Here is a 20,516-nt window from a genome sequence, read left to right on the forward strand (position 1 = left end):
GTCCGTCATGACGGGCCGGCGGGTCGGCCACGGCCCGCCGGTGTCGGGGCGCTGACCTCGGGTGGCGCGCCCGGACCGACCCGTCGCGTCGGCCCGGCAAGCGACCCACGGCGCTGCCCGGCCACCGTCTCCCGCGCCGACCCGACACCGTGCTCGCGGGGCTGCCCGGTGTCCTGCTCGCGGCGCTGCCCGGTGTCCTGCTCGCGGCGCTGGTCCGGCACGCGGACGGCGGAGACCGCGAGCCGCGCCACCCGACGGCCGTCCAGCGCGAGGACCCGCAGCAGCCAGCCCTCCGGCGGGTCGGCCGGATCCGGCCCGCCGACGTCGGCCGGCTCACCGGGCACCGGCACCTCGTCGCCGGTCACCGGAAGCCGACCCAGCGCGGCCATCACGAAACCGCCGACCGTCTCGTACGGCCCGACGGGCAGCGCCACCCCGGTCCGTTCGGCGAAGTCGGCGAGGTTGAGGCGGCCGTCCACCACGGCCGGCAGGCCGGCGTGCACCGGGTCCGGCGGGGTGTCGTACTCGTCGCGGATCTCGCCGATCAACTCCTCGATGAGGTCCTCCAGCGTGACGATGCCGGCGGTGCCGCCGTACTCGTCGACCACCACCGCCAGGTGCTGGCCCTCCCGGCGCATCTCGGTCAGCGCGGGCAACACCCGCTTGCTACCGGGAAGTCGCTTCACCTCCCGGGCCAGTTCGCCGACGGTGGCACACGGATCGGCGTCCGGGCGCAGCAGCACGTCCCGGAGGTGCACGAAGCCGACCACGTCGTCGTGGGTGCCGTCGGTGACCGGGTAGCGGGTGTGCGTCTCGGCGCGGACCAGCCGGGCAGCCTCGGTGATGGTGAGCCGCGCCGGGAGGAAGACGACCTCGGTGCGCGGCATCATCACCTCGCGGATCAGGCTGGCGCCGGCCACCAGGACCTCGTCGATGATCCGCCGCTCGTCCGGGTCGAGCAGCGTGTTCGCCGCCACCAGGTCCCGCAACTCGGCCTCGGTGATGCGCTCCCGGCCGGCCGCCGGACCGGCTCCGAGCAGGTCGGTGACGAGTCGGGAAGCGCCGTCGGCGGTGCGGACCAGCACGCGGGCCACGGCTCGGGCGAGCGGCCCGGGGTCGCGGCGGGGTCGCACCCGCACGCGTCGCCGGAGCCCGGTACGGGCCGCTTCCCGCATGACAGAGATGGTAGACACCGATTGCTCGCCGCACCGGGAATCGGGCGGAGCGTACCCGACATGTTCGGCTCTGTTTAATCATGAGAGTTTATGATGGAATGAGGTTGGCGGTGCCGTCGGTTCGGGCACCGGCCGCCACCCTAGGGTGATCAGCGAAGGCCACGTCCCGGGCGGGCCAGGCAGGAGGCAAACGACGTGAAACTGCTCGTCACCGGGGGCGCCGGCTTCATCGGCAGCGTAGTGACCCGGATGCTGCTCGACGCGGGTCACCAGGTGGTCGTCCTCGACGACCTGCGCACCGGGCACCGCGAGTCACTCGCCCCGGACGCGACCCACGTCGAGGCGTCCATCCACGACGCCGCCCGCGTCCTCACCCCCGACGCCGGCTTCGACGGGGTGCTGCACTTCGCGGCCCTGATCGCCGCCGGCGAGTCGATGGTCAAGCCGGAGCTGTACTGGCAGAACAACACGGTCGGCACGCTCGCCCTGATCGACGCGGTCCGGGCCGCCGGGGTGCCCCGCATGGTCTTCTCCTCCACCGCGGCCGTCTACGGCAACCCCACCGAGCTGCCGATTCCGGAGACCGCGGTCAAGGCGCCCACGAACACGTACGGCGCCACGAAGCTCGCCGCCGACATGGTGCTCACCTCCGAGACGATCGCGCACGGGCTGGCCGCCGTGTCGCTGCGCTACTTCAACGTGGCGGGCGCCCATCTCGACGGCGACGTCGCGCTCGGCGAACGGCACGACCCGGAGACGCACCTGATCCCGATCGCGCTCGAGGTCGCCGCCGGCCGGCGGGAGAAGCTCCAGCTCTTCGGCGACGACTACCCCACCCTGGACGGCACCTGCGTCCGCGACTACATCCACGTCGCCGACCTGGCCCGCGCGCACCTGCTGGCGCTGGACGCGGCCACCAGCGGCCAACACCGGATCTACAACCTGGGCAACGGCAACGGCTTCACCAACCGCCAGGTCGCCGACGTGGTCCGCGAGGTCACCGGGCACCACCTGCCCGTCGAGGTGGCCCCGCGCCGCGAGGGTGACCCGGCCGAGTTGGTCGCCTCCTCCGCGTTGGCCCGCGACGAGTTGGGCTGGGTGCCGCAGAAGCCGACCCTGCACGACATGGTCGGCGACGCCTGGGCCTTCTACCGCACGCACATCCTGGAGCAGCAGCCGTGACCGACCCCACGCGTGCCGTCGCCGACCGGGCCGCCGCCGGCTTCACCACGCGGTACGGCGGCCAGGCCGCCGGCCGCTGGGCGGCTCCCGGCCGGGTCAACCTGATCGGCGAGCACACCGACTACAACGAAGGGTTCGTGCTGCCCTTCGCGCTGCCGTTGCGGACCGTCGTCGCCGCCGACCGGCAGGACGCGGAGCAGTGGACGGTCTGGTCCGAGCTGTCCGACGAGACGATCACCTTCGGGGCGGACGACGTCGCCGAGGCCGGCCGGGTGACCGGCTGGGGCGCGTACGTCGCCGGGGTGGTCTGGGCGCTGCGCGAGGCCGGCCATCCGGTTCCGGGCGCACGGCTGGCGATCGCCTCCGACGTGCCGCTGGGCTCCGGGCTCTCCTCCTCGGCCGCGTTGGAGTCGGCCGTGCTGGCTGCCCTGCTCGACCTGGGTGGGCTGGAGTTGCCCGCGGAGCTCCAGCCCCGGCTGGCGCAGCGGGCGGAGAACGTCTACGTGGGCGCCCCGACGGGGATCATGGACCAGTCCGCGGTGATCCGCTGCCGTGCCGGGCGCGCCCTCTTCCTGGACTGCCGCGACGAGTCGGTCGAGCAGATCCCGTTCGACCTGGACGCCGCCGGTCTCGCGGTGCTTGTCATCGACAGCCGGGCGCCGCACCGGCACGCCGACGGTGAGTACGCGGCCCGCCGCCGCTCCTGCGAGGCCGGGGCCGCCGCGCTCGGCGTCGCCGCGCTGCGCGACGTGGGTGTCGACCAGCTCGACACCGCGCTGGCCCAGCTCGACGACGAGGAGACTCGGCGACGGGTCCGGCACGTGGTCACCGAGGACCAACGCGTACTGGACACCGTGGCGCTGCTGCGCGCGGCCCGGGTCCGCGACATCGGCCCGCTGCTCACCGCGTCGCACGTCTCCATGCGCGACGACTTCGAGATCACCGTGCCGGAGATCGACACGGCGGTCGAGGCGGCGTTGGCGGCCGGCGCGCTCGGCGCCCGGATGACCGGCGGCGGCTTCGGCGGCTGTGTCCTGGCCCTGATCGAGGCCGACCGCGCCGACGAGACCGCCGCCGCCGTCGAGGCCGCCTACGCCGAGCGAGGTTTCACGGCCCCCGGCACCCTGACGGTCCTCCCCTCCCCCGGCGCCACCCGCCTGCCCTGACCCCCCACCCCGTCGGGAGATGGGTCGGGGTGATCGTGCTCGAACATGGAAGTAGTGGCCTCGCCCGTTGGGCGAGGCCACTACTTCGTGGATCGAGCGCGATCTTGCCGGCGGCCGGCGGGCGGCGGGCGGCGGGCGGCGGGCGGCGGGCGGCGGGCGGCGGGCGGCGGGCGGCGGGGCGGCGCGATCTTGCCGGCGGCCGGAGGACCGCCGCGCGGCGGGCCGCCGGCGGGGCGGCGGGCCGGACCTCGGGGTCAGGTGGCCTCGACGATCATGGCGGCGCCTACCGTGCGGTTCGTGGTCTCGTCGATGATGACGAAGCCTCCGGTGGTGCGGTTGCGGCGGTACTCGTCGGCGAGCAGCGGCACCGTCGTCCGCAGCCGCACCCGGCCGATCTCGTTGAGCCGCAACTCGTCGGCCGACTCGTCGCGGTGCAGCGAGTTGATGTCCAACCGGTAGTGCAACCCCCGCACGATCGCCCGTGCCGACCGGGTGGTGTGCTTGATCGCGTAGCGACCGCCGACCCGCAGTGGGGCCGTCTCGTCCATCCAGCAGACCATCGCCTCGATGTCCTGGGCCACCGCCGGCGCGTTGTTCGGCCGGCAGATCAGGTCACCCCGGGAGATGTCGATCTCGTCGGCCAGCCGTACCGTCACCGACATCGGCGGGAACGCCTCCGGCACCGGCCCGTCGGCGGTCTCCACGGCGGAGATCCGACTGGTGAAGCCGGACGGCAGCACCATCACCTCGTCGCCCGGCTTGAGCACCCCGGAGGCCACCTGTCCGGCGTAGCCGCGGTAGTCGGTGACAGTGGTGGACTGCGGCCGGATCACGTACTGCACCGGAAACCGGACGTCGACCAGGTTGCGGTCGCTCGCGATGTGCACCCGCTCCAGGTGGTGCAGCAGCGACGGGCCCTCGTACCAGGGCATGTTCTCCGAGCGGGCGACGATGTTGTCGCCGCGCAGCGCGGAGATCGGCACCACTGTCAGGTCCGGTGCGTCGAGCTTCGCGGCGAACGCGGTGAACTCGTCGGCGATCTGCTCGTAGACCTCCTGCGACCAGTCCACCAGGTCCATCTTGTTGACACAGAGGACCAGGTGCGGCACCCGCAGCAGCGAGCACAGGAACGCGTGCCGGCGGGACTGCTCGACCAGGCCCTTGCGCGCGTCCACCAGGATCAACGCGAGGTCGGCGGTGGACGCCCCGGTGACCATGTTGCGGGTGTACTGGATGTGCCCGGGGGTGTCGGCGATGATGAACTTGCGGCGCGGGGTGGCGAAGTACCGGTACGCCACGTCGATGGTGATGCCCTGCTCCCGCTCGGCCCGCAGACCGTCGGTGAGCAGTGCCAGGTTCGTGTACTCGTCACCGCGGGCCGCGCTGACCGCCTCCACCGCTGCCAACTGGTCGGTGAAGAGCGACTTGGTGTCGTAGAGCAGCCGGCCGATCAGTGTCGACTTGCCGTCGTCCACGCTGCCGGCCGTGGCGAAGCGCAGCAGGTCCATCGCCCGCGCCTCGGCGGCCGGGGCCATGATCTCGGTGCTCATCAGAAGTAGCCCTCCCGCTTGCGGTCCTCCATGGCGGCCTCGCTGACCCGGTCGTCACCACGGGTGGCGCCGCGCTCGGTGATCCGGGTGGCCGCCACCTCCTCGATGACCTTCTCCACGGTGTCCGCGTCGGAGCGGACCGCCGCGGTGCAGGAGGCGTCGCCAACGGTGCGGTAGCGCACCTGCGCCTTGAACCGCTCCTCACCCGCGCGGGGGCGGAAGAACTCGTTCACCGCGTAGACCATGCCGTCGCGCTCGATCACCTCGCGCTCGTGCGCGTAGTAGATCGAGGGCAGCGGGATGCGTTCCCGGGCGATGTAGTGCCAGACGTCCAGCTCGGTCCAGTTGGACAGCGGGAAGATCCGGATCGACTCGCCCGGGTGGTGGCGGCCGTTGTAGAGCGACCACAGCTCCGGTCGCTGGTTCTTCGGGTCCCACTGGCCGAACTCGTCGCGGAAGCTGAACACCCGCTCCTTGGCCCGCGCCTTCTCCTCGTCGCGGCGCGCGCCGCCGAACAGCGCGTCGAAGCGGTGTTTCTCCACCGCGTCCAGCAGCACCGGCGTCTGGATCCGGTTGCGCATCCCGTCGCCGGACTCCCGGACCATGCCGCTGGCCAGCGCCTCCGGCACGCTCGCGACCACGAGTTGCAACCCCAGCTCGGCGACCCGCTGGTCGCGGTATTCCAACACCTCGGGGAAGTTGTGCCCGGTGTCGACGTGCATGACGGGGAAGGGAATGCTGGCCGGGGCGAACGCCTTCTGCGCCAACCGCAGCATGACGATCGAATCCTTGCCGCCGGAGAAGAGCAGCACCGGGCGTTCCATCTCGGCGACCACCTCGCGCATCACGAAGATGCTCTCCGCCTCCAGGGCGTCCAGGTGGGAGACCCGGTAGGCGGCGGGGGTGGTCATGACACCGGCTCGATTCGCTCGCTCATCCGATTTCCAGACCTTTCCGGTCGGACATGTCAAGAAAGTGCGCTCAGGCTACCCGGAATGTCTCTGCAACGCTGCAAGCAACCGGCTGGCGAGATCCTTGCGACAGACCAGCAGGTCCGGCAGGCGCGGATCCGCCTCGTTGTATTTCAGCGCAGATCCATCGATCCGGGAAGCGTGCAGTCCGGTGGCCGTCGCCACAGCAACCGGTGCCGCCGAGTCCCACTCGTACTGCCCACCGGCGTGGATGTACGCGTCGACCTCGCCGGTGACCACTGCGGCGATCTTCGCGCCGGCCGAGCCCATCGGCACCAGATGCGCGCCGACGTCCTCGGCCAGGTCGGTCAGGAAGACGGGCGGTCGGCTCCGGCTGGCCGCCAGGCGGATCTTCCGCACGCCGGCCGTCGCGGCCTCCACAGTCATCGGCGGGTACGCCGGCGGGTAGTCCGTGCCCAGCACCCGGTGCTGCGCCGGCAGCCCCACCGCCCCGGCGACCAGCCCGTGTGGGCTCGGCGCGCTGCGCGCCCAGAGCGCCACGTGCACCGCCCAGTCCGAGCGGCCCTCCTCGGAGAACTCGCGGGTACCGTCCAGCGGATCGATGATCCACACTCGGTCCGAGGTCAACCGCGACACCGCCCCGGCGTTCACCTCCGCCGCCCAGGCCAACCGCGACCCCTCGTCCTCCTCGGAGAGCACCGCGTCGCCGGGCCGCCACTTCGCCAACTCCGTGCGGATCAGGTCGTGCGACACCTTGTCCCCGGCCGACTTCAGCGCGCCACCGTCCGCGAAGCCCATCTCGGCGCGCAGGTCGAGCAGCGCCTGCCCGGCCCGGGACGCCAACCATCGGGCGAACGCGCCGTCGATCATCGGAGGACTGGTCATCTGCCCGCTCCTGTCGCCTCGCCGCGACCCGTGCCCGCACGGACCGATTCGCCGCGACCACGTCGCCGGTCGCGGCACGCCGAAAGGCGCAGACTACCGGCCAACCGTTTCCGATCCGGTACGCCTCGCCCGGTTCAGCCCCCGTGGTAGAGGTTCTGCGTCGGCTCCACGCCCTTGACGATCACCGACTCCACCACGTCAGCAGCCCGGTCGACCAGGAAATCCACTTCCTTGCGCTCTGCCGTGCCGAAATCCGACAGCACGTAATCCGCCGGATCCTGCCGCCCCGGCGGTCGACCGACGCCGAACCGGACCCGAGCGTAGTCCTTCGTGCCCAACGACTTCGACATCGAGCGCAGGCCGTTGTGCCCGCCCTCGCCGCCGCCGAACTTGATCCGCACCTGGCCGAAGTCGATGTCCAACTCGTCGTGCACCGCGATCACCTGGCTCGTCGGCACCTTGTAGAACTGGGCCAGAGAGGCCACCGGGCCACCGGAGAGGTTCATGTACGTCAGTGGCTTCGCCAGCACCAGCTTCGGCCCACCGAATCCCAGTCGCGCCTCGGCCACCTCGGCCACCGCCCGCTTGTGCCGGCCGAACCGCGCGCCCAGTCGCCCGGCCAGCAGGTCGACCACCATGAACCCGACGTTGTGCCGGTTCCCGGCGTACTCCCGACCCGGGTTGCCCAGGCCGACCACCAGCCACGGCCCCGCCACCTCGTCCGTCACGACCCGTCCCTTCCGACGCTCATCCCACCCGATACGCCGACAGGCGCTCCCGAACGTCGGGAGCGCCTGTCGCAGAGTACGAACCGATCAGGCCTCGGTACGCGCCTCGGTGGTCTCTCCGCCCTCGGCGGTGTCCGCACCCTCGGAGCCCTCGGTGGTCTCGCCAACCTCGGCCTCAGCCTCGTCGGTGGCCGCCTCGACCTCGGGCAGCGTCGCCTCAAGCTGCTCGGCGGTCGGGGCAGCGGTCACCGATGCGACGGTCAGCTCCGAGTCGGCGACCAGCTCGACGCCGGACGGCAGCTCGACGTCGGCGGCGGTCACCTGGCTGCCCGCCTCCAGGCCCTCGATCGACGCCTCGAGGTGGTCCGGAACCTTTGTGGCGTCGGCGGTCACCGAGAGGGTGTCGTGGTCGTGCACGATCAGGGTGTCGCGGGCGGCCTCGCCGGTCAGCTGCACCGGAACGTCGACGGTGACCTTCTCGCCCCGGCGGACCAGGATCAGGTCGACGTGCTCGAAGGTGTCCCGGATCGGGTCCCGCTGGATCGCCTTCGGCAGCGCCAGCACCTGGGTGCCGTCGGTGATGTCGATCGCGAAGAGCTGGTTGGCGCCGCCCTTACGGATCGCGGCGGCGAACTCCCGCGACGGCAGCGCGATGTGCTTGGGCTTCTCGCCGTGGCCGTAAAGCACGGCGGGCACCAAGCCGGCCCGGCGGGTACGGCGGGCACCACCCTTGCCGAACTCGGTGCGGGGCTCGGCGCTGATCTTTACCTCGGACACGGGGAAACTCCTGATGCTTTTCGCTGCGGCGGCTTGTCGTCTGGCGGTGCTGGGGCGAGGGGCTCGCTGGGGCTCATGCGTCATGAACGACTGCCCGGAGCACCGCGTCGATGACGGTGCCTCCGTGCGGCGCTTTTCAGCGGCCCGCCGGGCACCCTCGCCGTGGCAACCGCACCAGTCTACCCGAGCTGTTTCCAGGGTTTCCGGCAGTCCCCGGTCACAGCTCCGAGCCGCCGCGCCGACGGTGTTCCCGCCAGCGCGCCAGCCCCGTTTCCCCCAGTTTGTCAGTCCGATGACCCACCGGCGTGTCGACTGGCGGAAACGGGGCTCAAGCCGCGCTCAGCTCAGGCCGCGCTCAGCTCAGGCCGCCGAAGAGGGTGGTCACCGAGCCGTCGTCGAAGACCTCCCGGATCGCCCGCGCCAGCAGCGGCGCGATCGACAGCACGGTGAGCTTGTCCAGCTGCTTCTCCGGCGGGAGCGGCAACGTGTTGGTCACCACGATCTCGCTGATCGAGCTGTTCTTCAGGCGCTCCGTCGCCGGATCGGACAGCAGCGCGTGGGTGGACGCGACAACGATCTCCGCCGCGCCCGACTCCTTGAGGATGTCCGCGGCCTTGGCGATCGTGCCACCGGTGTCGATCATGTCGTCGACGATCAGACAGACCCGGCCCTCCACCTCGCCGACCACCCGGTTGGCCACGACCTGGTTCGGCTTCATCGGGTCACGGGTCTTGTGGATGAACGCCAGCGGGCAACCGCCCAGCCGGTCGGTCCACCGCTCGGCCACCCGTACCCGGCCGGAGTCCGGTGCCACCACTGTCATCGGTCGCCCCGCGTACTTGTGCTCCACGTACTCGGCCAGGATGTCCATGGCGAAGAGGTGGTCGACCGGGCCGTCGAAGAAGCCCTGGATCTGCGCGGTGTGCAGGTCGACGGTGAGGATGCGGTTCGCGCCGGCGGTCTTCAACAGGTCCGCCACGAGACGGGCCGAGATCGGCTCCCGACCGCGGTGCTTCTTGTCCTGTCGCGCGTACGGGTAGAACGGCAGCACCACGGTGATCCGCTTGGCCGACCCCCGCTTCAGCGCGTCCACCATGATCAGGGTCTCCATGACCCAGGTGTTCACCCCGTGCGTGACGGACTGCACCACGAAGGCGTCCGATCCACGGACCGAGTCCCGGAACCGTACGAAGATCTCGCCGTTGGCGAACTCGTAGGCGTCGGCCGGGGTCGGCGCGACGCCGAGCACCTCACCGATCTCCTTGGCCAACTCCGGAAAGCCACGTCCGGAAAAGAGCATCAGGCTTTTGCGGTTTTCGGCGACGATGCTGCCCATGGGCCCGTCTGCTCCCGTTATGTCGGCGGTACCCGAACCGGTGGTGGTGGGTCGGGGACTATTCGGTTGCAGTATCTCCCGCGCCGGATGTGCCGCCCACCGTCTCGGCCACGCCGTGCATTGCCTCACTGTCGCTTGCGGCGCCGGACATCTCCGACGCACCCTTCGCGTCGCCGGCCCGCTGCGCACCCTTCGCGTCGCCGGCCCGCTGCGCGGCCTCGGCCGCCGGCGTACCGGCCCGCCGCTTCACCACCCAGCCCTCGATGTTGCGCTGGCGCGCCCGGGCGACACCCATCGCGCCCGCCGGCACGTCGTCCACGATCACCGAGCCGGCCGCCGTGTACGCGCCGTCGCCCACCTCGACCGGCGCCACGAACATGTTGTCCGCGCCCGTCCGGGCGTGACTGCCGATCACCGTGCGGTGCTTGTTGACCCCGTCGTAGTTCACGAAGATCGACGCCGCGCCGATGTTGGTCTGCTCGCCGATGGTCGCGTCACCCACGTAGGTCAGGTGCGGCACCTTCGAGCCGGCGCCGATCTCGGAGTTCTTCACCTCGACGAACGTGCCGACCTTCGCCTTGGCGGCGAGCCGCGCGGCGGGCCGCAGGTACGCGTACGGCCCGACGCTGGCGCCCGCGCCGACCTCGGCGCCGACGGCGTGGCTGCGGACCACTGACGCGTCGGGGCCGACGATCGTGTCGACAAGCGTGACGTCCGGCCCGATCGACGCTCCCGCACCGACCACCGTCGCGCCGCGCAACTGGGTGTTCTGGTCGATCACCGCGTCGCGATCCAGCGCCACTGTCACGTCGATCCACGTGGTCACGGGGTCGAGCAGGCTCACCCCGGTACGCATCCACGCCTCGTTGACCCGGTCGCGCAGCAGCCGGCGCAGCGCCGCCAACTCCACCCGGTCGTTGCAGCCCAACGTCTCGACGTGGTCGACGGCCATGTGCACGGCGACCGGCTCACCCGCGGAACGGAGCAGGCCGAAGACGTCGGTCAGGTACTCCTCGCCCTGGTCGTTGTCGGTGGAGAGCTTGCTCAGCGCCTCGCGCAGCCGCACCGCGTCGAACGCGTAGATGCCGGCGTTGATCTCTCGGATCGCGCGCTGCGTCGCGTCGGCGTCGCGCTCCTCGACGATCTGCTCCAGGCGGCCGTCGGCGTCCCGGACGATCCGCCCGAGCCCGGTCGGGTCGGGCACCTCGGCGGCCAGCACGGTGGCGGCCGCAGCCGCCTCCTCGTGCGCTGTCACGAGCGCGCCGACCGTCTCGGGACGCAGCAGCGGCACGTCCCCGTTGATCACCACAACCGTCCCGGCGCCGTCCGGGACGGCGTCCAGCGCGATCCGCACGGCGTGTCCGGTGCCGAGCTGTTCGGCCTGGAGCACGGGCGTGCTGTCGGGTGCGATCTCGGTCAGGTGCCCCCGAACCTGGTCGGCGCCGTGCCCCACCACGACGACGGTCCGGTCCGCGGCCAACGGCGCGGCGGCGCTCAGCACGTGACCGAGCAGCGTCCGACCGAGCAGGGGGTGCAGCACCTTGGGCAGTGTCGACTTCATCCGCTTGCCCTCACCGGCGGCGAGCACGACGACGGTACGAAGGTGGGGCTCGGGCACGACGTGGCTCCCGTCGGGACGGCGGACACTTCCGCGGCCATGCTAACCGCGAGGCCCGGCACCTCTCCCTCTTACCCCCACCCCAGCCGAAAACGGACGTACGTGGGTAGCTCGGCCGCCAGGGTTCGAACCTGAAATACGGGTACCAAAGACCCGGGTGTTGCCAATTACACCACGGCCGATCAGCGACGCGAGGACGTCGCGCGGGTGACGAACACCCGCCGCTACACCTTAGCGCCCCCGCCACCGGACGCCATCGCTCATCCCCGCCGACGCAAGCACAGATCAACTCAGTCCCCACCGGCGCCCAGCACATCCCAGCGCCGGCCCCCGCCTGCCACCACCCCGGTGATCATGGAGTTGTCGCCCGACACGCCGACAACACGCGCGGACAACTCCATGATCAACGCGCGGGGGATGGGTCCCTCGCGTGGGCTGCCTGGTTCGCCTTTGTAGGGCTTCTCACCTGGGGCTTTGGTTGGCTACGCGAGGAGGGTTCGAAACTTCCCCGTGCGATCTACGGTGCCGTAAGTTACGGTGACGTAGGCGTAGCTTCGTGATTCCCCCGTCCCCCCTGCGAGGTCTCATGTCCACCACCCTGCTCGATCCGAACCCGGCCGCCAACGGTCCCAAACCACTCACCGACGGCAGTCAGGCCACCGGCATCCTGGCCGCCCTCTGGGCCTTCGTGGTGATCCCCTTCGTCGCCCTGCTGGTCGCCGTGCCGGTGGCCTGGGGTGGCTGGCTGGGCTGGAGCGACGTAGTCATCGGCCTGGTCTGGTACGTCGTCTCCGGGCTCGGCATCACCGTCGGCTTCCACCGCTACTTCACGCACGGCTCGTTCAAGGCCAAGCGCTGGCTGCGCGTGACGCTCGCGGTCGCGGGGTCACTCGCGGTGCAGGGCGAGATCATCCAGTGGGTCGCCGACCACAGGCGCCACCACGCGTTCTCCGACCTGGAGGGTGACCCCCACTCCCCCTGGCGCTTCGGCACCAGCTTCTGGGCGTTGACCCGGGGGCTGTTCCACGCGCACGTGGGCTGGCTGTTCCGCCGGGAGCTGTCCAACCGGGAGCGTTTCGCCCCGGACCTCATCGCCGACCGGGACATCAGCCGGGTCGACCGGCTCTTCCCGGTGCTGGTGGTCATCTCGCTGCTCGGCCCGGCGCTGATCGGCGGCCTGGTGACCTGGTCCTGGCAGGGTGCGCTCACCGCGTTCTTCTGGGCTGGGCTGGTCCGGATCGGCCTGCTGCACCACGTCACCTGGGCGATCAACTCGGTCTGCCACGTCTACGGCGAGCGTCCGTTCGCGATGCGCCAGGGCGACCGCGCGTCGAACTTCTGGCCGCTGGCGATCCTGTCGTTCGGCGAGAGCTGGCACAACCTGCACCACGCCGACCCGACCAGCGCCCGGCACGGCGTGCTGCGCGGCCAGGTGGACATCTCGGCGCGGGTGATCTGGTTGTTCGAGAAGACCGGCGCGGCGACGCAGGTGCGCTGGCCAAAGCCGGAACGACTCGCCGCCAAGCTGGTGAAGCCTGTCGCACCCCACTAAAAGCGGGCGGTACGCCGGGTTGCCGCCTGGCAGGATGGCCGGATGATCGAGCCACGCGGGGGACCGGACGGCTCGGCAGACGGGGGCCGGGCCCGATCCGGGTACGGTCGGACGGGCGGCAGAGCGGTCGGACCGCCGGCCAGTGAGGCGACGACGTGAACGGGCACAGCGGAGGCACCATTCCACGGCAGGGCGTCACCGAGCGCCAGCGAGGCGGCGACATGCCTGAGGTCAGTGACGGTGTCGGCGGCCGGCGGGTGACACCGCCGGTCCCGACGCCCAAGCCCAAACCCACCTCCCGAATCCGCATGTCGGCGGCTCAGCGACGCGAGCAGTTGATCGCGACCGGTCGGCAGCTCTTCGCCGAGCGCGGTTTCGACGCCACCTCCATCGAGGAGGTGGCGGCCCGCGCCAAGGTCTCCAAGCCTGTCGTCTACGAGCACTTCGGCGGCAAGGAAGGGCTCTACGCGGTGGTGGTGGACCGGGAGGTCCGGGCCCTGCTGGACCGGATCACCACGGCGTTGACCGCCGGGCACCCGCGGGAGTTGCTGGAGCAGGCGGCGCTGGCCCTGCTGACCTACATCGAGGAGGAGACCAGCGGTTTCCGGGTGCTGGTCCGCGAGTCGCCGCTGATGTCCGGCACGGCCAACTTCAGCAGCGTGATGAACGACGTCGCACACCAGGTCGAGCACATCCTGGGCGCCGAGTACAAGAGCCGGGGGTACGACCCGAAGCTTGCCGAGCTGTACTCGCAGGCGCTCGTCGGCATGGTGGCACTGACCGGCCGCTGGTGGCTGGAGGTGCGCAAGCCGCGCAAGGAGACGGTGGCGGCGCACCTCGTCAACCTGGCCTGGAACGGGCTGTCGCACCTGGAGGCGAAGCCGACGTTGATCACCGCCCGGCGTTCCTGACCGTTCGTCAGCCGCGGTGCACGTCGGCCACCGGGTGTTTGCGGTTCGCCAGCTCCGCCTCGGCGTGTTCCGCCGGGCCGACCTTGTCGTACAGGCCGGTGCCGAGCAGGATCAGGCCGAACAGCATCGACACGACCACTGTCGACATCGAGAAGTTGAGGAAGTTCGCCCCGGTCTGCAGCACCGACATCATCAGGATGCTGGTCACCAGGAACACCACACCGGCCGTGAGGTTCATGTAGTGGCCGAGGTTCGTGCGCCGGGACGCCCCGATGATCAGGACGACGCCGAAGACCACCGAGGCGAGTGAGAAGGCCAGGTTGGTCCGCAGGCCGAGGGCCCAGGTGCTGCTTCGGTCGAAGAGTGGGTCGCCGATCGTCTCGGCGACGCCCCAGACGCCGAACACCAGGATGTAGACGCCGATCAGACCGGAGAGGACCCGGTAGAGCGGCCGTGCCGGATGGTTAACCGGAAAGTGCGGCATACCCAACCCCCTGATTGACCGGTTTCAGGAGGATTGTCGCCCAGGTAAGAGCCAACTGTCCGAAGAACCCCAAAGCCGAAGGGGTCCGCCGAAGGCTGGACCAGGTCAGGTTTTCGCCGGAGCCCGAGCTGCGCAGGGATCAAGCCTGACCGCCCGGAGCAGCTCGGGCTCCGGCGAAAACCACTACCGCGACCAAACTCGGGCTCCGGCGAAAACCACAACCGCGACCAAACTCGGGCTCCGGCGAAAACCACTACCGCGACCAAACAAACTCAGAGCACAAGCCGAGCCTTCTGGAAAGCCTCCGCCTCGTCCTCCGACCCGACCTTGCCGTACATCCCGACCATGAGCAGCACCAGGGCGACGGCCATCACGACGATGACGGTGACGATGCTGAAGTTGAGGATGTTGGCGTCGGTCCGGATGAAGGCGAGGCTGGCCAGGCTGACCACCATCAGGGCGTACGACATCCACTGGTTGATCGCCACGTCGATGTTGCGGCCGAGCGCGGTGCCGACCAGCACGACGATCCCGAGCAGCACGCTGATCAGCGAGAAGCCGAGGTTCGTGCCCTGACCGAGGACCCGGGTGTCGTCCTGGGCGAGGATCTCGTTGCCGGTGCTCACGATGATGCCGAGCACGCCGAAGACCACCAGGTACAGACCGGTCAGCCCGCCGATCGCCCGGTAGATCGGCCGCGCGGGGTGGTTGACGGGGGTGTGGGCCATGTCTGAGTCTCCAACGCCGTGGGGTAGGTGTCGCCGACGATTGTCCCGCATGTGGCGGTGTGACGCCGCACACGGCCCCCGGGCCCGTGCGTCCGGCCCGGTCAACTCTCCGGAAGCTCCTCGGCGAGCGTCATCCAGGTCTCCTCGATCCGCTCCCGCTCGGCGCGCAGATCCTTGAGCTGAGCGTCCAGGTCGGCGACCCGCGCATAGTCGGTGGCGTCCGCCGCGAGCTGGTCGAGCAGGGTGGTCTCGCGCTGGTCGAGCTTGCCGAGCTGCCGTTCCAGTCGGGTCAACTCCTTGCGGGCCTGGCGGACCTCGGCGGCGGACATGCCGCCTCCCGAGGAAGCGGCGGGCGCGGAGGACGAGGTGACGCCCGCCCGGGAGAAGCCGGCCCGCTCCGCGGTCCGGGCGAGGTACTCGTCGACACCGCCCGGCAGGTGCACCAGCCGGCCGTCGCCGAACATCCCGTACGCGGTGTCGGTGACCCGCTCGATGAGGTAACGGTCGTGGCTCGCCACGATGATCGTGCCGGGCCACGAGTCGAGCAGGTCCTCCAGCGCGGCGAGGGTGTCGGTGTCCAGGTCGTTGGTGGGCTCGTCGAAGAGCAGGACGTTTGGCTCGCCGGCGAGCAACCGCAGCATCTGCAACCGGCGGCGCTCCCCACCGGAGAGGTCGCTGACCGGGGTCCAGAGCCGGCGGTCGTCGAAGCCGAACACCTCGGCGAGCTGCGCGGCGGAGACCTCCCGGTCGCCGAGCTGCACCCGACGGGCGACCTCCTCGACGGCTTCGAGCACCCGCAGGTGCCCGGGCAGCTCGGTGAGCTCCTGCGACAGGAACGCGGGCCGCACCGTCGAGCCGGTGCCGAGGCGACCACCGTCGGGGCGGGTGATGCCGGCGAGCATCCGCAGCAGCGTGGTCTTGCCGGCACCGTTGGCGCCGAGGATGGCGATCCGGTCACCCGGGCCGACCAGCCAGGTGACGTCGCGCAGGATCTCCTTCGGGCCGGCGTGCAGCTCGACGTTCTCCAGGTCGTACACCTGCTTGCCGAGCCGGGAGGTGGCCATGCGCTGCAGGGACATGGTGTCGCGCGCCGGTGGCACGTCGGCGATCAGCGCGTTCGCGGCGTCGATGCGGAACTGGGGCTTGGAGGTCCGGGCCGGCGGCCCACGGCGCAGCCAGGCGATCTCCTTGCGGAGCAGGTTCTGCCGGCGGGCCTCGGTCGCGGCGGCGACGCGTTCGCGCTCGGCGCGGGCGAGGGTCCAGGCGGCGAAACCACCCTCGTAGGCGCGGACGGTCTGGTCGGCGACCTCCCAGGTGTTGGTGCAGACCGCGTCGAGGAACCACCTGTCGTGGGTGACCACGACCAGCGAGCCCTTGCGCCCCACCAGGTGCCGGGCCAGCCAGTCGACACCGCCGACGTCGAGGTGGTTTGTGGGCTCGTCGAGAATGAGCAGGTCGGAGTCGCGGACGAGCAGCGCGGCGAGAGCCACCCGCCGCCGTTCGCCACCGGACATCGGGCCGACCGGCTGGTCGAGGCCGAGGTGCGGCATGCCGAGGCCGTCGAGGATGCCCCGGACACCTGCGTCGCCGGCCCACTCGTGCTCGGCGCCCATGCCCTCGTTGAGCCAGGCGGTGCCGAGCACGACATCCCGGACGGTGGCGTCGGGCGCGAGGGTGAGCTGCTGCGGCAGCCAGAGCACGCGGAGGTCGCGGCGGTGGGTCACCCGGCCGTCGTCGGGGTCCTCCTGCTTGGTGAGAAGCCGCAGCAGGGTGGACTTCCCGGCGCCGTTGAGGCCGACCACGCCGATCCGGTCGGCGTCGTCCAGGCCGAGCGAGACGTCCGTGAGCAGCCGCCCTGCCGCGCCGTACCCCTTGGACACCCGGTCCAGATTGACGATGTTCGCCACGTTCCACCCTTCATGATCAAGGCGTCCGGGTGCCGGCGGGCACCTGGACGCCTGACCCAAGGGTACGCGGATGCCCGCGCTGCCCGCGCCGCGCGCCCGCCGGGACGCGCGTCAGCCGACGCGGGCGCCGGCGACCGGACCGTGCGCGACCCGCGCCTGGCGGCACACGCCGGCAGCGGTCAGCTCGGCGGCGATCCGCTCCGCGTCGGCCGCGTCGGCGGCGAGGAACACGCAGGTGGGCCCGGAACCGGAGACGATGCCGGTGAGCGCACCGGCCGCCTCACCGGCCTTGAGCGTGTCGGCGAGCGCCGGGCGCATGGCCAGCGCGGCGTCCTGGAGGTCGTTGCCGAGCGTCCGGGCCAGCACCCGGGGGTCGCGCTGGCGCAGCGCGCCCAGCAGCCCGTCGGTGCTGCCCAACGGGGCACCGGCGGCGCCGGTGTCGCGGAGCCGATCCAACTCCCGGTACGCGGCCGGGGTGGACAGGCCGACGTCGGCGATCGCCACCACCCAGTGCCAGGAGGTGGGGCGGACCAGGACCGGGCTGATCGCCTCGCCCCGGCCGGTGCCCAGCGCGGTGCCGCCGTAGATCAGGAACGGCACGTCGGAGCCCAGGTCGGCGGCGATCCCGGCCAACTCGTCGCGGGACAGCCCGGTGCCCCAGAGGGCGTCGCAGGCCACCAGGGCGGCAGCCGCGTCGGCGCTGCCACCGGCCAGCCCACCGGCGAGCGGGATCTGCTTGCGCAGGTGCAGTCGGGCGTGCGGCAGCACCCCGGCGTACCCGGCGAGAGCGTGCGCGGCGCGGATCACCAGGTTGCTGTCGTCGAGCGCCAGCTCACCGGTGCCCTCGCCCTCCATGGTCAGGGCGAGCGTGTCGCCCCGGCGGGCCGTCAACTCGTCGTAGATCGAGATGGCGTGGTAGACGGTGTTCAACTCGTGGTAGCCGTCGCGGCGCAGCGGGCCCACCCCGAGGTGAAGATTGACCTTCGCGGGCACCCGGACCTTCACCGGCCCGATGGCCCCACGCCGCTCGTCCTCGCCGTCCGGTCGCCAGGCCTCGGTCACGGGGTGATGTCCCGCACGCGCAGGCGGATGTCGAACGGCTTGGCCACGATCAGCTCCTCGGCAGAGTCAGCGGCCAGCTCGTAGCGGCCGTCGACCAGGTCGTACGCGTACACGTGCACCGGATTCTGCTCGATCCGCCAGTAGTGCGGAATCCCGGCATCGGCGTAGTCGGCCGGCTTCTCCAGCCGGTCCCGCCGTCGGGTGCCGGGCGAGACAACCTCGACGGCCAGCATGACCTGCTCAGCATCGAAGTAGTGGCTGGTGCCAACGAGGGGGCGGCGCAACAGCACCACGTCCGGCTCAAGGGTGTTGCGGTGGTTGATCGCCACTCCGATGGCGGTAGCTGGCGACAGATCCAGCGGGGCGTGCTGTCGCAGCCACATCCAGAGCAGGCTGCTGATGTTCTGGTGGTCATAGGTGGGGGAAGGGACCACGACGAGGACTCCGTCACGTAGCTCGACGCGGGGGGCGTCGTCGGGCAGGGCCAGCACGTCCTCGATGGTGTGGTTGGCCAGCCGCTGCCGGACGGGATCCGGGGTCCACATCCCGTGGGCGGCGGGCTCGATCGGCTGCGCGGTCACTCGTACACCTCCTCGGCGGGCACGGCGTCAGCCTACTTCGCGGTACGCGTACCGGTCGGAGCCGACGCGGCGATGGCGGCGAACTGCTCGACGGTCAGCGACTCCCCCCGGGCGCCGGGGTCGACGCCGGCCGCGGTGAGGGCGGCGGCGGCCCGGTCCGGGCCGCCGGCCCAGCCGGCCAGGGCGGCGCGCAGCGTCTTGCGGCGCTGCGCGAACGCCGCGTCGACAACGGCGAAGACCTGCTCCCGGGGTACGTCGACGCGGGGCGGTTGGCGGCAGCTGAAGGCGACCAGACCGGAGTCGACGTTCGGCACCGGCCAGAACACGTTCGGCGGCACCCGCCCGGCACCTCGGGCCTGGGCGTACCAGGCGAGCTTTACCGACGGGATGCCGTACACCTTGGAGCCGGGGCCGGCGACCAGCCGGTCGGCGACCTCCTTCTGCACCATCACCAGCCCGTGCCGCAGGGTGGGCAGCACGGCGAGCAGGTGCAGCACCACGGGCACCGCCACGTTGTAGGGCAGGTTCGCCACCAGCGCGGTCGGCGGCGGGTCGGCCAGCTCGGCGGCGTCGACGCGCAGCGCGTCGGCGCGGTGCACGGTGAGCCGGCCGGCGTCCGCGCCGGCGTGCCGGGCGACGGTCTCCGGCAGCGCCCCGGCGAGCACCGGGTCGATCTCCACGGCGTGCACGTGCCCGGCGACCGGCAGCAGCCCCAGGGTCAACGAACCGAGCCCGGGGCCGACCTCCAGGGCCACGTCGTCGGGGGTCAGCCCGGCGGCGGTGACGATCCGGCGGACGGTGTTCGGGTCGTGCACGAAGTTCTGGCCCAGCTTCTTGGTGGGCGCGACACCCAGCCGGGCGGCGAGTTCCCGGATCTCCGCCGGGCCGAGGAGACCGGTCATGGCTGGCAGCGTAACGACGGGGTCGGCGCCGACCGGCGGGCCGGGCTCACCACGGGCCGAAGGCCCGGTCGCCGGTGGCGGAGATGGCCGCGCACAGCTCGTCCAGGTCACTGCCGGTGGTCGCGGCGAGCGCGCGGACGGTGACCGGGATCAGGTACGAGGCGTTCGGCCGTCCCCGGTGCGGCGTCGGCGTGAGGTACGGGGCGTCGGTCTCCACCAGCAACTGGTCCAGCGGGGTGAGCGCGGCGGCCTCGCGCAGCGCGGTGGCGCTGCCGAAGGTGACGGTGCCGGCGAAGCTGAGCAGGTAGCCGCGGCGGACGCACTCGCGGGCGAACTCGGCGTCGCCGGAAAAGCAGTGCAGCACGACCGTGTCCGGGGCACCCTCGTCGTCGAGGATTCGCAGCACGTCGGCGTGGGCGTCCCGGTCGTGGATGACGAGCGCCTTGTCGTACCGCTTGGCGATGGCGATGTGCGCCCGGAAGCTGGCCTCCTGCGCGGCACGCCCCTCGTCGCCGGTCCGGAAGAAGTCCATGCCGGTCTCGCCGATCCCCCGGACCCGTTCGCGGGCGGCGAGGGACTCGATCTCCCGCAGCGCCTCGTCGAGGTCGTCGAGGCGAGGCGCCTCGTTGGGGTGCAGCGCCACGGTGGCCAGCACGGCGGAATACTTGTCGGCGGTGTCCGCGCCCCACCGCGAGGAGGCGACGTCGACCCCGACCTGGACCAGCCGGTCCACGCCGACAGTGGTGGCCAACGCGATCGCCACGGCAACCGGGTCGTCGGCCGGCCCGCCGCCGGGCACGCCGGCCTCGCTGACCGTGATGTCCAGGTGGGTGTGGCTGTCCAGCACCGGCCGGGGCAGCGGCTCGGGGGCGGGCGGAAACTCTCCGGCCCGCCGGGCGGCACGCTCTCGACGGGATTCAGTGGGCTCGCTCATCAGCGACAGCATCACACACCGGGCCTGTCCATCTGCCCGCCACCCGACGTTCACCTCGGCTACGCCGCGCGACTCTACCGTCGCCGCGTGAGCGAGCGCAGCGAGC

The 20,516-nt window shown here is 71.5% G+C and carries 18 protein-coding genes, 1 tRNA gene and 1 pseudogene; 4 read left to right on the top strand and 16 right to left on the bottom strand.

Annotated features, from left to right (window positions below; all coding sequences use genetic code 11):
• Nucleotides 1-170: 170 nt before the first annotated feature.
• A pseudogene (locus tag ACPXBU_RS13685) lies at nucleotides 171-1,175 on the bottom strand (hemolysin family protein); the annotation flags it as partial.
• 195 nt (nucleotides 1,176-1,370) lie between these two features.
• On the opposite strand from ACPXBU_RS13685, the gene galE reads away from it, so the two are divergent.
• Nucleotides 1,371-2,357, top strand: a complete 987-nt coding sequence (gene galE, locus ACPXBU_RS13690) for a UDP-glucose 4-epimerase GalE (RefSeq protein ID WP_393366212.1) — start codon at nucleotides 1,371-1,373, stop codon at nucleotides 2,355-2,357.
• A complete protein-coding gene (galK, locus tag ACPXBU_RS13695; RefSeq protein ID WP_425758287.1) occupies nucleotides 2,354-3,523 on the top strand; it encodes a galactokinase in 1,170 nt (389 codons plus the stop codon). Before galE ends, galK begins: the two co-directional genes overlap by 4 nt.
• Before the next feature lie 254 nt (nucleotides 3,524-3,777).
• Here galK and ACPXBU_RS13700 read toward each other — a convergent pair whose 3' ends face one another.
• From ACPXBU_RS13700 to ACPXBU_RS13735, 8 genes are all read right to left on the bottom strand, one after another.
• Nucleotides 3,778-5,073 carry a sulfate adenylyltransferase subunit 1 gene (locus ACPXBU_RS13700; RefSeq protein WP_393366208.1) on the bottom strand — a complete coding sequence of 432 codons (1,296 nt, stop codon included), beginning with the start codon at nucleotides 5,071-5,073 and terminating at the stop codon, nucleotides 3,778-3,780.
• Entirely contained in the window at nucleotides 5,073-5,984 is a 912-nt protein-coding gene (gene cysD, locus ACPXBU_RS13705) for a sulfate adenylyltransferase subunit CysD (RefSeq protein WP_357241383.1), read from the bottom strand. Before cysD ends, ACPXBU_RS13700 begins: the two co-directional genes overlap by 1 nt.
• Before the next feature lie 75 nt (nucleotides 5,985-6,059).
• Nucleotides 6,060-6,890, bottom strand: a complete 831-nt coding sequence (locus ACPXBU_RS13710) for an inositol monophosphatase family protein (RefSeq protein ID WP_393366206.1) — start codon at nucleotides 6,888-6,890, stop codon at nucleotides 6,060-6,062.
• Nucleotides 6,891-7,024: 134 nt separating this feature from the next.
• Nucleotides 7,025-7,618: an aminoacyl-tRNA hydrolase gene (pth, locus tag ACPXBU_RS13715; RefSeq protein WP_393366204.1), complete on the bottom strand. Its 594-nt coding sequence runs from the start codon at nucleotides 7,616-7,618 to the stop codon at nucleotides 7,025-7,027.
• An 87-nt stretch (nucleotides 7,619-7,705) separates the two neighbouring features.
• Entirely contained in the window at nucleotides 7,706-8,395 is a 690-nt protein-coding gene (locus ACPXBU_RS13720; RefSeq protein WP_393366202.1) for a 50S ribosomal protein L25/general stress protein Ctc, read from the bottom strand.
• A 355-nt stretch (nucleotides 8,396-8,750) separates the two neighbouring features.
• The gene (locus ACPXBU_RS13725; protein ID WP_393366200.1) at nucleotides 8,751-9,731 is read right to left on the bottom strand and encodes a ribose-phosphate diphosphokinase; all 981 of its coding nucleotides are present in this window, start codon (nucleotides 9,729-9,731) and stop codon (nucleotides 8,751-8,753) included.
• A 58-nt stretch (nucleotides 9,732-9,789) separates the two neighbouring features.
• Nucleotides 9,790-11,349 carry a bifunctional UDP-N-acetylglucosamine diphosphorylase/glucosamine-1-phosphate N-acetyltransferase GlmU gene (glmU, locus tag ACPXBU_RS13730; protein WP_425758288.1) on the bottom strand — a complete coding sequence of 520 codons (1,560 nt, stop codon included), beginning with the start codon at nucleotides 11,347-11,349 and terminating at the stop codon, nucleotides 9,790-9,792.
• A 110-nt stretch (nucleotides 11,350-11,459) separates the two neighbouring features.
• A tRNA-Gln gene (locus ACPXBU_RS13735) sits at nucleotides 11,460-11,531 on the bottom strand.
• A gap of 404 nt (nucleotides 11,532-11,935) precedes the next feature.
• On the opposite strand from ACPXBU_RS13735, the gene ACPXBU_RS13740 reads away from it, so the two are divergent.
• On the top strand, nucleotides 11,936-12,901 hold the full coding sequence (locus tag ACPXBU_RS13740) for an acyl-CoA desaturase (protein WP_393366196.1): 966 nt from the start codon (nucleotides 11,936-11,938) through the stop codon (nucleotides 12,899-12,901).
• 221 nt (nucleotides 12,902-13,122) lie between these two features.
• Nucleotides 13,123-13,812, top strand: coding sequence for a TetR family transcriptional regulator (locus ACPXBU_RS13745; protein WP_393366194.1), 690 nt, complete (start codon nucleotides 13,123-13,125; stop codon nucleotides 13,810-13,812).
• A gap of 7 nt (nucleotides 13,813-13,819) precedes the next feature.
• On the opposite strand, the gene ACPXBU_RS13750 is transcribed toward ACPXBU_RS13745, so the two are convergent.
• From ACPXBU_RS13750 to ACPXBU_RS13780, 7 genes are all read right to left on the bottom strand, one after another.
• Complete coding sequence (locus ACPXBU_RS13750; protein ID WP_357075661.1) at nucleotides 13,820-14,296, bottom strand: DUF4383 domain-containing protein; 477 nt, start codon at nucleotides 14,294-14,296, stop codon at nucleotides 13,820-13,822.
• A gap of 272 nt (nucleotides 14,297-14,568) precedes the next feature.
• Entirely contained in the window at nucleotides 14,569-15,024 is a 456-nt protein-coding gene (locus tag ACPXBU_RS13755) for a DUF4383 domain-containing protein (RefSeq protein ID WP_425758289.1), read from the bottom strand.
• A gap of 101 nt (nucleotides 15,025-15,125) precedes the next feature.
• A complete protein-coding gene (locus tag ACPXBU_RS13760) occupies nucleotides 15,126-16,931 on the bottom strand; it encodes an ABC-F family ATP-binding cassette domain-containing protein (RefSeq protein ID WP_393366190.1) in 1,806 nt (601 codons plus the stop codon).
• 111 nt (nucleotides 16,932-17,042) lie between these two features.
• Entirely contained in the window at nucleotides 17,043-17,993 is a 951-nt protein-coding gene (locus tag ACPXBU_RS13765) for a 4-(cytidine 5'-diphospho)-2-C-methyl-D-erythritol kinase (protein WP_393366188.1), read from the bottom strand.
• Nucleotides 17,990-18,574, bottom strand: coding sequence for a Uma2 family endonuclease (locus ACPXBU_RS13770; protein ID WP_393366187.1), 585 nt, complete (start codon nucleotides 18,572-18,574; stop codon nucleotides 17,990-17,992). Before ACPXBU_RS13770 ends, ACPXBU_RS13765 begins: the two co-directional genes overlap by 4 nt.
• A 32-nt stretch (nucleotides 18,575-18,606) precedes the next feature.
• Entirely contained in the window at nucleotides 18,607-19,476 is an 870-nt protein-coding gene (gene rsmA / locus ACPXBU_RS13775; RefSeq protein WP_425758290.1) for a 16S rRNA (adenine(1518)-N(6)/adenine(1519)-N(6))-dimethyltransferase RsmA, read from the bottom strand.
• Between the two features lie 46 nt (nucleotides 19,477-19,522).
• Entirely contained in the window at nucleotides 19,523-20,422 is a 900-nt protein-coding gene (locus tag ACPXBU_RS13780; RefSeq protein ID WP_425758291.1) for a TatD family hydrolase, read from the bottom strand.
• Between the last annotated feature and the right edge of the window lie 94 nt (nucleotides 20,423-20,516).

Origin of the sequence: Micromonospora sp. DT231, from assembly GCF_049847025.1 — a bacterium.
Lineage (GTDB): Bacteria > Actinomycetota > Actinomycetes > Mycobacteriales > Micromonosporaceae > Micromonospora.